At 69.7% G+C, this 12387-nt stretch carries 10 protein-coding genes and 1 pseudogene; 7 read left to right on the top strand and 4 right to left on the bottom strand.

Going from position 1 to position 12387, the window contains the following annotated elements; all coding sequences use genetic code 11:
• The first annotated feature begins 414 nt into the window (after positions 1–414).
• Positions 415–1128: a ScbR family autoregulator-binding transcription factor gene (locus AB0L74_RS31580; RefSeq protein ID WP_365660009.1), complete on the top strand. Its 714-nt coding sequence runs from the start codon at positions 415–417 to the stop codon at positions 1126–1128.
• Positions 1129–1823: 695 nt separating this feature from the next.
• On the opposite strand, the gene AB0L74_RS31575 is transcribed toward AB0L74_RS31580, so the two are convergent.
• The 3 genes from AB0L74_RS31575 to AB0L74_RS31565 form a co-directional block, all read right to left on the bottom strand.
• A complete protein-coding gene (locus tag AB0L74_RS31575; RefSeq protein ID WP_365660006.1) occupies positions 1824–2657 on the bottom strand; it encodes a transposase family protein in 834 nt (277 codons plus the stop codon).
• Positions 2658–2729: 72 nt separating this feature from the next.
• Complete coding sequence (locus AB0L74_RS31570) at positions 2730–3185, bottom strand: hypothetical protein (protein WP_365660003.1); 456 nt, start codon at positions 3183–3185, stop codon at positions 2730–2732.
• A 97-nt stretch (positions 3186–3282) separates the two neighbouring features.
• Positions 3283–3780 carry a hypothetical protein gene (locus AB0L74_RS31565; RefSeq protein ID WP_365660001.1) on the bottom strand — a complete coding sequence of 166 codons (498 nt, stop codon included), beginning with the start codon at positions 3778–3780 and terminating at the stop codon, positions 3283–3285.
• Positions 3781–5562: 1782 nt separating this feature from the next.
• Between AB0L74_RS31565 and AB0L74_RS31560 the strand changes: the two genes are divergently transcribed.
• From AB0L74_RS31560 to AB0L74_RS31550, 3 genes and pseudogenes are all read left to right on the top strand, one after another.
• On the top strand, positions 5563–6774 hold the full coding sequence (locus AB0L74_RS31560; RefSeq protein WP_365659998.1) for a cytochrome P450: 1212 nt from the start codon (positions 5563–5565) through the stop codon (positions 6772–6774).
• Between the two features lie 666 nt (positions 6775–7440).
• Complete coding sequence (locus AB0L74_RS31555) at positions 7441–7710, top strand: hypothetical protein (RefSeq protein WP_365659995.1); 270 nt, start codon at positions 7441–7443, stop codon at positions 7708–7710.
• A gap of 97 nt (positions 7711–7807) precedes the next feature.
• Positions 7808–7977 (top strand): annotated as a pseudogene (locus AB0L74_RS31550) (transposase); the annotation flags it as partial.
• A gap of 784 nt (positions 7978–8761) precedes the next feature.
• On the opposite strand, the gene AB0L74_RS31545 reads toward AB0L74_RS31550, so the two are convergent.
• On the bottom strand, positions 8762–9163 hold the full coding sequence (locus AB0L74_RS31545) for a pyridoxamine 5'-phosphate oxidase family protein (protein ID WP_365659992.1): 402 nt from the start codon (positions 9161–9163) through the stop codon (positions 8762–8764).
• A 405-nt stretch (positions 9164–9568) separates the two neighbouring features.
• On the opposite strand from AB0L74_RS31545, the gene AB0L74_RS31540 reads away from it, so the two are divergent.
• From AB0L74_RS31540 to AB0L74_RS31530, 3 genes are all read left to right on the top strand, one after another.
• Positions 9569–9730, top strand: a complete 162-nt coding sequence (locus tag AB0L74_RS31540; RefSeq protein ID WP_365659989.1) for a hypothetical protein — start codon at positions 9569–9571, stop codon at positions 9728–9730.
• A gap of 201 nt (positions 9731–9931) precedes the next feature.
• Positions 9932–11542: an acyl-CoA carboxylase subunit beta gene (locus AB0L74_RS31535; protein WP_365659986.1), complete on the top strand. Its 1611-nt coding sequence runs from the start codon at positions 9932–9934 to the stop codon at positions 11540–11542.
• 95 nt (positions 11543–11637) lie between these two features.
• Complete coding sequence (locus AB0L74_RS31530; RefSeq protein WP_365659983.1) at positions 11638–12318, top strand: ScbR family autoregulator-binding transcription factor; 681 nt, start codon at positions 11638–11640, stop codon at positions 12316–12318.
• Positions 12319–12387 lie beyond the last annotated feature (69 nt).

Here is a 12387-nt window from a genome sequence, read left to right as displayed (position 1 = left end):
GGGGGTGGTGTTGTGGGTGGGGTGGTGGTGGATGGTCAGGAGGGTCATGGGGGCTTCTTCCGCGGGGTCGTCGGTGGGTGGACGGGCGGGAGTGCTGGCCATAAAGATACGGACCCACCGGTTTTTTGCAAGGATTTTCTGTGAAGTTGCTGGTGGTGTGGTGGTGGGGGGTGGGTTGGGGGGTGGGGGTGGTTGGTTTTGGGGGTGGTGGTGGGGTGGGGTGGGTGGGGTGGGTGGTTTGGGGGGGTGGTTTGGGGGTGGTGGGGGTGGGGGGTTGGGGGGGTGGGGGTGGTTGTGGAAACCGGGCGTCTGGTTCTATTTTGGGGGGTGGTTGTGTTGTGGTTGGTCGGTCCGTCCGTGGTGTTGGGGCATGCGGGTGTGTGTTCCGGGTGGGCGGGGTTGTGGAGGTGGGTTGTGGTGCGCCAGGAGCGTGCGGTGCGTACGCGGCAGGCGATTTTGGTTGCGGCTGGTGAGGTGTTCGACGAGGTCGGATATGAGGCGGCGACGATTGCGGAGATTCTGCGGCGGTCGGGTGTGACGAAGGGGGCGTTGTATTTTCATTTTTCTTCGAAGGCGGAGTTGGCGCAGGGTGTGCTGGATGAGCAGGTGAATGCGCTTCCGGTGGTGCCGCGGGGGGAGTTGTGTTTGCAGCGGTCGTTGGATGAGGCGTTGTTGCTGGCGTTTTTGCTGCGGGGGGATGGTGGTGATGCGATTGTGCGGGGGAGTGTGCGGTTGACGGTGGATCAGGGGGCGCCGAGGGACGGGTTGGACCGTCGGTTGCCGATGCAGGGGTGGGAGCGTCATACGTTGGGGGTGCTGGAGGAGGCGAGGGCGGCGGGGGAGCTTCTTGCGCATGTGGATTTGGTGCGGGTGACGAAGGTGCTGGTGGGGGGGATGACGGGGGTGCAGGTGTTGTCGAACATCATGACGGGGCGCCGGGATATGCCTGAGCGGGTGGCGGATCTGTACCGGCATGTGCTGCCGTCGGTGGCGGTTCCGGCGGTGCTGGCGCAGATGGATTTCTCGCCGGAGCGTGCGGGGCGGGTGTATGAGGAGGCGGTCGGTGCGCGGGGGCGGGCGGGGGAGGGGTCCCGGTCCGGGGGGCTGGCTTCCGCGGTGTCCGGGTGAGGTGAACCGGCCGGCTGGGCGGCCTGGCCGGGGGTGGGTTGGCCGGGTGGGCTGCCGGTGGTGGTGCCCGGCCTGGTGGTGCGGGCTGGGGTGGGTCGGGGTCTGGTGGCCTGGCCGGTCGGGGGCGGTCTGGCCGGGGCGGTCTGGCCGGGGGTGGTCTGGCCGGGGGTGGTCTGGCCGGGGCGGTCTGGCCGGGGGTGGTCTGGCCGGGTGGGCTGCCGGTGGTGGTGTGGTGGTGTGTGGGGGGGCTGGGCCGGTCTTGTTCCGTTGTCTTTTTGTGGTTGTGTGGCAGGGCTGCTGGTCTCTGGGTTCGGTGTGATTGTTGCGGTGTCTGGTGGTCAGTGGCGGGAGTGGTCGGTTCGGCGGGGGTGTGGTGTCGCTTCGGAGCGTTCTGCTGTTTGCTTCGGGGTCCTGGTGGTGCTGTGTAGGGCGTGGGGGCCCGGGTGGTGCCTGAGTTGGAGGTCGGTCTGTAAGCGGTGGTCCGCCGTGATGCCGGGGCGGGCGTGTCGGCGGGTGTGTTCTTGCGGGCGTGCGGTGTCGGTTCCGGCGCTGTGCGGGGGGTGGAGGTCGGTCTGTCTGCGGTGGTCCGCCGTGAGCCTCCGCCAACTTGAAGTCGCAGGTCAAAGGGCTGGTGTGACCGATCCTCGGCGTACTCGTGCTGGTCGTGGGCGGGAGCCCACGGAGAAGATCATCTGTCAGCGGTTGATTTCGAGGTTCGTCAGGACAAGCAGGGCGCGCAAAAGGCGGGTGGCGCGGGCGGGATCGGTGCGGAGTTTGGTGAGGATCCGCCAGTTCTTGAGGTGGGCGAAGCCGTGCGCGACCGGTGCCCGTCCGACGGCGAGGACACGGTTGGCCTCCTTCTCCCCTTGGGTGAGCTTATGGGTACGAGTGGCGGTGTAGCCGGTGACGATCACGGGGTCGAGGATGTCGTTGTCCAGGCCGCGGAAGCCGAGGTCGGCCAACGCTCCGAGGCCGGCGGCGCGCAGGTGGGCCAGGATGTGGTTGTGGCGGGCGGCGGTGTTGTCGTGGGTGCGGCCGGGCCTGGCGGCGGATATCCAGATCAGGTGCCCGTTCTCGTCGGTCACGGCGAGGAGGTGCAGTCCATGGCTGCGGTGCTTGCCGGAGTAGTTCCGCCGGTCGGCCTTGCCGGTGCGGCGTCTGGTGCGAATGAGGGTGCCGTCGATCAGGACCACCTCCCCACCCTGCCTGGCGACCTTCTTCAGGGCGCGGTCCAGGCGCGGCGCCCGGGCGGCGATCAGCCCGATCAGCTCGTGGCGCCAGCGGCGGGCGGTGGACTCGGACACATGGTTTCCGCGGGCCATGTCGGCCAGGCGCTGGTCGTGACGCAGCACGGCCAGGACGATCACCGTGATCTTCCCGGGCGGCAGGATGCGCCACCTGGAGCGAATCGCCTTCAGATGGCGCCTTGGCAGGTCGGCGAGGTGGTTGACGGTGCTCGTGGACAGCGGCAGGCGGCACTGGTAGACAAGCGGGCAGGTGCTCTTGGTGCGCTCTTCGGTATTCGTCACACAATTCCAACGGCCGTCGGGGGCACCCCGGTTACGGCCGTGCCGAGCTGCTCCGAGTGGCGGTCTTGCTGGTCACAGGCGGGTGGCGAACCGGCCGTCAGGCAGTTTGCGCAGCCAGCCGCGACCGACGAGCCTCACCAGCTTGCTGCGTAGCGGTTCCAGCTTGGACCGCACGCTGATGTCCACCCCCACCACCTCGCCGACCTCATGGGCCATGACCGGTCCGGCGGCCTGCCGCACAGCGGCGATGATGCGCTGGTAGTCCCAAGGGAGGGCGTTCTCCTCCACCCCCGGCTCGCGGTGCGGGATCAGCATCACCGGCCGGCCGCCCACCTGCCCGGGCATCGGCGCAGCCTGGGCGCGTTCGTCGGCGAGCTGCCCGGTCATCCGTTCAAGGACGCGTTCGGCGACGGCGAGTTCGTCCCGCTCGGCCCGCACTTCCGCCAGCTGTTTGACCAGCTGCTCTTCGAGTTCGTCTAGTTCCGCGCGCCGCGCGGTGATCCGTTCCAGCAGCTCGGGATCCAGCATGCACCGGATCGTAGAAGGCTGCCGGACTACGGCAAGCAAGAACCGGACAGTTCGGCTACCTACTTCTGCTGACGACCGCTTGTTCAGGGCTCGATCGCTACGAATGTCGGTTCTGGTCGGGCCGGCCATGCGCCAGACGCTGAGCTTCGGCCGTGACCTCGGCATCGAGCTGCGCCAACGTCCTGTTCCCGTACTCAACGATGTCGTACTCGTCATCAAGCTCAGCAAGGCGCTCGGCCAGGGGGAGCTGGTGGCCGAACCGCTGATGGATGCGCAGAGCAAGCTCTCGCGGCGTCAGCCGGCCCCCCAGCATCTGGTGCGCGAGCGCCCGCACGGCAGCGTCCTGCCCGGCCTCGCTGTCGCGCGGGTAGAACACAAGGTCCAGCTCGTCGAGTACTACGGGAAGCAGGTCGGGAACGTCGTACTCCGCCTCGGCACGTGTGTATCCGGCCAGAATGCGCAGTGCCGGGCTGTCCAGTCCGGCGACGAGTGCCGCGCAGGCAGCCACGACGACATCGTGAGCATGGGCCTCGCCGATACTCCAGAGAACAGCGAGGTCTTGCAGGTCATCGGTTGCGGCTTCGATCGGCGACACCTACGCATGATTCCCTGCACAGGATGATTCCGTCGACCGCCTTTCGACTCAGGCGCCGCCCGCGCTGACGGACGATCTACTACTCAGGCAGTCGCCCGGGATCAGCACGAGTTCGCCGAGGATCGGTCACACCAGCCCTTTGACCTGCGACTTCAAGTTGGCGGAGGTTCCGTGATGCCGGGGCGGGCGTGTCGGCGGGTGCGTTCTTGCGGGAGTGTGGTGTCGGTTCCGGCGCTGTGCGGGGGGTGTCTCTGTGTCCTTCGTCAAGCGAGGCGTGGGGTTCTGGGTTCGTAGAAGGTTCCGTCACGGCGCCCCTCGGGCCCGGTGGCACCACCCTCCAGGTCATCTGTTCGGCAGGGGGGGACAGTCATGCCGGGCCCAAAGGCCAGCGGTCCTCTTGCAGGACCGCGGAAAAGATAACGGGGGGCTTGGTCCTGCGGGAGCCGTGCGAGGGGTTGCGGTTGTGGGTGACGGGCCTGGCGTTTCTGCAAGCCGGTGGTGGGTGCTGTTGTGAAGGCGGGTCTGACCGTGCGGCGGGAGCGGTGCCGCATGGTCAAGCGGGTCTGCGGCCGGCTGTTGGGCGGGGGTGTAGCTGTCGGTGTGAAGCGGGCTGTCGGCTGAACGGGGCGCGGGGGTGTGTGCTGGGTGTCGTGGGCGGCCTGTCTGTGGTGTGGGGGTTTTCGCAGGTCCGTGGTTACGGCCGTCATCCCTTCACCGGTTTCGGTCGTGGTCGTCAGGGTGCGTTTCCAGTCATCGGAAAGAAGCCGGACCGAGGTGTCGGGTGCAGGTGGTCGTGATCATCCGGGCCGAAGGCCGTTGTCACGACTGGATGGGTGTTGGTCCAGGCCTGCTTTCCCGCCCTGCCGCGAATGTCGCGTGCGGGGCTGTCGAAGGACTCGCTTGTGTCATCCCAGGCGGTGACGGTCTCATTGTCGGGCTGTGGACGCGCACCGTCAGCGGCGGCCTCCGCCGCGAAGACGGTCTTGTGCTCATGGGCACGCGGCCAGTCGGGTGAGCGGGCGGAGGTCGCCGGCGCCCCCGGTTCCCGCACGACGGGCTCAGCTCGTCCTGGCCCCGTCTCGGTCGGTCTCGTCCACCGAAGGATACGGACGTCGGCACGTTGCGACATCATGCTCGGTTGGGGTGGTTTGCTGGGGGTTTGTGGTGGTGGTCTGGCGGGGTGGGGGTGGTGGTTGGGGTGGGTTGGTGGGGTCTGGTGGGGTGGTTTCCTGGGCGGCTGGTTTCTGGGGATCGTGGTGGGGCTTGTCCCGGTAGGTTGGTTGGGGTGGCGGGGCTGGGCGGGTGCGGGTGAGTTCTGGCCGGTCCCGGCCGGTTTCGCTGGGAGCGGGCGTGTCTGAGCCGGGCCGGGTCTGTCCGGGCCGGGGCTTGTCCGGGGCTGTCCGTGTCCGGGGGCCCGGTCGGGTCTGTCCGTGTCCGGGGGCCGGGTCGGGGATGGCCGGGCGCGGGGGCTGTCCGGGTTGGGCTGGGTGCGGGGGCTGTCCGGGTCTGGCTGGGTGCGGGGGTTGTCCGGGTTGGGCTGGGTGCGGGTGTTGGGGCTGGGCCGGGGGGTCTGGCCGGGGTGGTGGTGTGGCTGGGTGGGGGCCTGTGTGGCGGGTGTGGGCTGGTGGGGTTACGGGCTGGTGGGGTTTGTGTGGGGTGGTGGGGGCGGGGGTTGGGTGTTGTGGTTCCTGTGTGCTCTGTGTTGGTGCGTGCGTGTGTGGTTGCTGAGGCCGGCCGGCTGACTGTTTGGAGTGCGTGATGGAGTCAGGTGTTTGCCCGTTTGTGCTGGATGTGACGGGGCGTGATCTGGCGGGTGAGGCTGCGAGGTTGCGGGAGGGGGGGCCTGCGGTGCGGGTGGTGTTGCCGGGTGGGGTGGTGGCGTGGGCGGTGGTGCGGCCGGGGTATGTGCGGCGGTTGTTGAGGGATCGGCGGGTGTCGAAGGATGCCCGGCGGCATTGGCCGGCGTTTGTTGAGGGGCGTATTACGCAGGAGTGGCCGTTGTTTCCGTGGGTGGCGGTGGAGAACATGCTGTTCGCGTATGGGGAGCGGCATGCGCGGTTGCGCCGGTTGGTGGCGGGTGCGTTCACGGTGCGGCGTACGGAGGCGTTGCGGTGTGGGGTGGAGCGTCATGTGGGGGAGTTGCTGGGGTTGCTGGCGGGGGTGCCGGCGGGGCGGGTGGTGGATCTGCGGGCTGTGTTCTGTGAGCGGCTTCCGATGCGGGTGATCTGTGATCTGTTCGGGGTGGGTCATGGGCTGGGGCGGGAGTTGTGTGCGGCGATGCAGACGGTGTTCGGTACGTCGGTGTCGGCGCAGGAGATGACGGCGGCGCAGGAGCAGGTGTTCGGGATGCTGGCGGAGTTGGTGGCGGTCAAGCGGGAGGTTCCGGGGGATGATCTGACGTCGGCGTTGATCGCGGTGCGGGACGGGGGGGAGGGGCTGAGTGAGCAGGAGTTGCTGGGGACGCTCAATTTGATGATCGCGGCGGGGCAGGAGACGACGTCGACGCTGTTGACCAATGCGGTCGCCGCGTTGCTGGCTGATCCGGGGCAGTTGGAGCATGTGCGTGCGGGGCGGGCGGGCTGGGGGGATGTGATCGCGGAGACGATGCGGACGCGGGCGGCGGCGGCGTTTTCGCCGATGCGGTTCGCGGTGGAGGACATCGAGCTGGACGGTGTGCTGATAGAGAAGGGTGATCCGATTCTGGTGTCTTTCGCGGCCGGGGGTGTGGATCCGGAGCAGTATGGTGAGGACGCTGCGGTGTTCGATGTGCTGCGTGCTGACCGCCGGGAGGGGCTGGGGTTCGGGCACGGTGCGCATTTCTGTCTGGGGGCTCCGCTGGCCCGGATGGAGGCGGGTGTGGCGCTGGCGGGGCTGTTCGACCGTTTCCCGGGTGTGGCTCTGGCCTGTCCGGTGGAGGAGATCGATCCGGTGCCGTCCTTCATCATCAACGGTTACAGCAGTCTTCCGGTCGTGCTCGGGCCGTCCGCGGCCTGACCCTCCTGCTCCCGCCCCGCCCCTCGCCCTGTCTGTGAGCCCTGGCCCCCTCCCTCCCTGTCTCCTCCCGCTTCGTCCTGCCTGCCCTGTTCCTGGGGTGCGGTCCCCCCCTCGGCCCCCGTCCTGTCTCCTCCTATTCCGTTCTCTCCGCCCTGTCTGTGAGCCCTGGCCCTGCCTCTTGCCCCCTCCCGTCCGTCCTGTCTGCTTCTACCTCGTTCTCTCCGTCCTGTCTGTGAGGCCCGGTCCTCCGGCCTTGCCTCTTCCGGCCTTGCCTCTTCCGGCCTTGCCCTCCTGCCGCCTCGTTCCTTCCGCCTGTTTTCTTTCCTCTGTCTGTGTGTCCTGGCCCTTGGTCCTGTCTGCTGTGTGCTGTCGGTGGGTGGGTTGCGGTGTTTGGGTCTTGATTGGGTTCCCGGTCCTGTTCTGCTTGTGGGCGTGGGTGCCGGGGGTGGGTGTCATGGTGTCGTTTCCGTGGTTTTGTCAGGGGGCGGCCGGGGGAGGGGTGGGGGCTGTGGCGGGTGGTGCGGGGCGGGTGGTCTGCCGGCCGGTTTGGTGGGGTGTTGTGGCTGCTGTTCTTGTCGGGGGGGGCGGGTGAGGGGTGTTGTTGTGTGGTGGCAGTCTGGGGTGATGAGGCCTTGGGGTACGTCTGCTGAGAAGGATCTGCGGCGTTTGCTCAATGAGTGGGATCCGGTCGGTGTCGCGGATGTCGTGGGGGATGAGTACGACTGCATGCTGGCTCCTTTGCTCGGGCGGCTTTACGGTGGTGCCGGCGAGCGGGAGGTCGGTGAGTTCCTGCGGCATGAGCTGGAGGATCATTTCGGTCTGGGGGCCGGGGGTTTGCGGTCTGATGTGATGGCTGCCCGGGTGGTCGCCTGGTGGGTGTCTGCCGGTGGGGCCGGTGGGGCCGGCGGGCAGCCGTTTCCTCGTGGGGCCGTCTGATCGTCGCCCGGGTGCCTGTTGGCTGCCGGGGGGGGGCAGCAGCCGGCTCTGCGGTGCGCGGTCCGGGGCTTGGACTTCGGCAGGTGCCGTTGTGCTGTTGCGCGGGCGCGGCATCGGGCCGGTGGTCGCGCGATGCGGCGTCGCCCGCGGCTTGCGGGCTGGGCAAGGTGCGGTGGCGTGGTTGAGCGTGTTTTCGCCTGGTTGCATCAGTTCAATCGGCTCCGTTCCCGCTGTGAGGGGCGTGCCGGTCTCTATCAGGGCCTGCTCGGACCGGTCTGGGGCTGCGTATGTTTTGTGCCGGCGGGGGGTCTCGTCGTGAAGCGGTCGGTTGGCTGCGCTGGGCCGTCCCGGCCGGGGTCCGGTCAGGAGCGGTCGCAGCGGCCGCGCCGCGGTCCGCGGGTTTCGATCCGTGACGTCGGCGGGTTCCGGCAGGCTCTGCCCGTACCAGCGAAGCCGCCAGAAGGCCGAAGAGCGCGCTGCGTCGGCTGCGAAGTCCGCTTCGGTTTCGGTGCGTTGCCGCTGACGAGACGGCAGCCTGCTCCGTGAACCGTGTGGGAGCAGGTGCCGGGGTGCCCGCTCCGGCTGATCCGGCGTGGTCGGGTCAGGCCGGGGACGTCTGCCCGTCGCTCGAGTGAGGGGATCGCTGCGCTCATGGGCTTGTTCATCGTGTTCAGAGCGTGGAGGTGACCGGGCAGGAGGTCTTGCCCGGCCCCAGCCCGTTTTGCGGCGTCTTCTTGGGCTTGTGGCTGAAGGGGTTGTTTTACGGGGCCGCCGGCTCCCCGCAGGGCGGCATGTGTGGAACGGTCCGTTGGAAGAGGCGTCCGCCACCGCATCGCCCGCGAAGGCGTCGGGTCTCCGCGGCACCTGGGCAGTCACGGCCGGGCAGTCGCTGCCGGGTCGTCGGGGGAACGGCCCGCTGGCTTGCCGGCTGCCGGTGCCTGCGCCGGCGCTTTGGGCGCGGAGCCGTGTGCTTCCTCGTGTTCGTCGCTGCCGGTGCGGCCTGGATCTGTCACTGCCGGGTGATGACGCGGGGGTGTTCCTGCCGCCGCCGTTACCGGGCCGTGCCGGCCATGAGCCACCGGCGTACCCGTACTTCCAGCAGCACCCGTTTGTTTCCGGGGCTGGTGGGAGCGGATACGTCCCATCCGTATTTCCGCTCGAACGCGGCCACGACCTCGCGGGGGAACCGGTCAGGGATCAGTGTGGCGTCGCCTTCGGCGACGACCGGGAACCGGCCGTCTTCCAGAGCCAGGGACACGCGGGCCTCTGTGCGGATATTCCTGGCCTTGACGGAGCCGTGGTCCGTGCCGATCCACCACCGGGAGCTCTGGTAGACGAACCAGACGGGTGTGATGTGGGCAGAGCCGTCCGGACGCACGGTGCACAGCCAGACGTTCTTTTCCTCGGCCAGGCGCAGACGGACGGCCGGTCCCGGCTCGTTGACAAGGCTCACTCCGCTATCCGATCAGCAGGCGTGAGGAGACGCATCGGGCGGTGAGCCGGACCATCGGCCTAGGTCCCAGGTCTTGTGGCCCGGGAGAAGCGGATCCCCCGTTCGTGGACGCTTCGGCCGTTCCCGCCGCAGGCCGGGCTCGTTCTTCGCCGGCTGCGGCCTGTGCGGTGCCCGGGTCCGCGGGCGGGGCGTCGTGCCGGTCATGGTGTGCCGGGGCATTGTGGCGCGGTGCGGGGCCGGGCGTGGCCGGCGGGTGGGGCTCCGGCGGGATTGGAGCGTGTCTTGAGCGGGGCGGTGGACGGTGGGCGCAAAAGGGGTGAGGAGGGGCGTGTGGAGGGTGCTGGAGGGCGGTCGGCCTGGCTCAGGATCGAGCGTGGGCGGGCCACGGATGAAGAGGTCGCCGCTGTGGCTGTGACGTTGTTCTCGCTGCTGGCCCGGCAGGCCGGTGCCGCGGACGTGGCGGACGTGGCGGACGTGGCGGGTGCCGGGGAGAGCGGGGACGGGGAGGGCTGTGCGGTGCTGTGGGACCGGGCGGGAGGGTACCGGGCTCCCGGCAGCTGGAGATGAGGTTTGCCCGGGTGCAAGGGCGCCCCGGGTGTCCGGGCGCCGGCGGCGGGTGTGTGGCCGGCGGGGCGGGTGCGGCCGGTGGCGGGGGTGGCCGGCCGGTTGTGTCCCGCCCACCCCATGAAACCGCCTGAGCGGTTTGTTATTCTGCGGGTGCGGTCTCCGCCGGCCGTGTCCGCTCCGATGCGACGGGAAGGGACTGCCATGGCGACGGTGTTGGAGCCTTCTGCCGGTCTTGCGGGGCCGAGTGAGCCGAGTGAGCCGAGTGATGCGCGGGGCCGTCTGGCCGAGCTGGAGGCGGTGCGTGCGCGGGCGCTGGCCGGGCCGGGCCGGGAGGCGACCGAGGCGCAGCATGCCAGGGGCAAGCTGACGGCGCGTGAGCGGATCGGTCTGTTGCTGGACGAGGGGTCGTTCAGGGAGGTGGAGCAGTTCCGGCGGCACCGGGCGAGCGGGTTCGGGCTGGAGGGCAACCGGCCGTACACGGACGGGGTGGTCACCGGCTGGGGGACGGTGGAGGGCCGTACGGTCTTCGTGTACGCGCATGATTTCCGTATGTTCGGCGGTGCGCTGGGCGAGGCGCATGCCGAGAAGATCCACAAGGTCATGGACATGGCGGTGGCGGCGGGTGCGCCGCTGGTGTCGCTGAACGACGGTGCCGGGGCGCGGATCCAGGAGGGGGTGGGCGCTCTTGCCGGGTACGGGGGGATCTTCCGGCGCAATACCCGGGCGTCGGGGGTGATTCCGCAGATCAGTGTGATGCTGGGGCCGTGTGCGGGGGGTGCGGCCTACAGTCCGGCGCTGACGGATTTCGTGTTCATGGTGCGGCGCAGCGCGCAGATGTTCATCACCGGTCCGGATGTGGTCAGGGCGGTGACGGGTGAGGAGATCACGCACAACGGCCTGGGGGGTGCGGACGTGCACGCCGCGACCAGCGGGGTGGCGCACTTCGTGTTCGACGACGAGGAGTCCTGCCTGGCCGAGGTGCGGTATCTGCTGTCGATGCTGCCCTCCAACAACCGGGTGGCGCCGCCGGCGGTGCGGTCGCAGGATCCGCCCGGCCGCCGTTCGCCGGCGCTGCTGGACCTGGTGCCGGCCGAGGGCAGCCGCCCCTACGACATGCACGAGGTGATCGCGGAGCTCGTCGACGACGGGGAGTTCCTGGAGGTGCACGAGCGCTGGGCCCGTAACATCGTGTGCGCGCTGGCGCGGCTGGACGGCCGTGTGGTGGGCGTGGTCGCCAGCCAGCCGCGGGTGCTGGCGGGCGTGCTGGACATCGAGGCGTCCGAGAAGGCCGCCCGGTTCGTGCAGATGTGCGACGCGTTCAACATCCCGATCGTCACGCTGCTGGACGTCCCCGGCTTCCTGCCCGGGGTGGGCCAGGAGCACGGCGGGATCATCCGGCACGGCGCGAAGCTGCTGTACGCCTACTGCAACGCCACCGTGCCGCGGATCTCGGTGGTGCTGCGCAAGGCCTACGGCGGCGCCTACATCGTCATGGACTCCCAGTCCATCGGCGCCGACCTGAGTTTCGCCTGGCCGGCCAACGAGATCGCGGTCATGGGCGCCGAAGGCGCCGCGGGCGTCATCTTCCGCAAGCAGATCGCGGCGGCCGCCGATCCCGAGGCCACCCGCGCCCGCCTGGTCAAGGAGTACAAGGCGGAGCTGATGCACCCCTACTACGCCGCCGAGCGCGGCCTGGTCGACGACGTCATCGACCCCGCCGCCACCCGCGAGGTCCTCATCGACTCCCTGGCGATGCTGCGCGGCAAGCACGCCGACCTGCCCTCGCGCAAACACGGCAACCCCCCGCAGTAACCCGAAAGACCCGCAGGGGGGTTGACACACCGGCCGCAGCGGCGGCCCAGGGCCGCACCCGGGCCCGCGCACTTTTCACCTTCAGGAGAGACACGATGGTGCAGCAAGAACGTGCCGAGCGCACACGGCAGTCACTGATGCGGGCGGCGGCGGAGGCGTTCGCCGAGGACGGCTTCGTGTCGACGACACTGAGCACCATCAGCAAAAGGGCCGGGGTCAGCAACGGAGCGCTGCACTTCCACTTCGCCAACAAGCACGTCCTGGCCCAGGCCGTGCGAGCGGCGGCCGTCGACACCCTGCGCCGCATCACCCAGGATGCCGAACAGCGCCAGGACAGCGCGCTGCAGCAGCTCATCGACGCCAGCCACGGACTGCTGGGCAGCCTGGAGCGGGACGTGGTGGTGCGGGCCGGCTTCGAGCTGACCGGCACCGCCCCCCGGCGCGAGCAGCCCGCCGACCTGTACCGGGAATGGCAGCACTGGACCGGCCGGGTCCTGCACACCGCCCAGCAGCAGGGCGAGCTCGCCGACGACGTCCCGCCCGCCCAGGCGGCCGCAGCCGTCGTCGCGGCCACCGTCGGACTGGAGGCCCTGGGCGCCAAGGACCCCGCCTGGGTCTCCCGGCGCACCCTGGGCCAGTACTGGGAACTGATGCTGCCACGCCTGGCCGCCCCCGCCCGGCTGCCCGCGCTGGTCCCGCACGGCACCGCCCCCGGCCCCGCCGGCCGGCCCCGCCACCCCCACGGAACAAACCGTTCCGGCTGTTTGGGCGGGTGACCGCCCCGCACCGGGCCGCACCCCCGGCGGGCGGCCCGCCCGCCGGTGAGCGCCCGGCGAGCCGTCCCC

Source organism: Streptomyces sp. NPDC052020 (assembly GCF_040680575.1).
Classification (GTDB): domain Bacteria; phylum Actinomycetota; class Actinomycetes; order Streptomycetales; family Streptomycetaceae; genus Streptomyces.
Note: the sequence above shows the minus strand (reverse complement) of the source record. Positions and strands in the feature narration are given on the sequence as shown.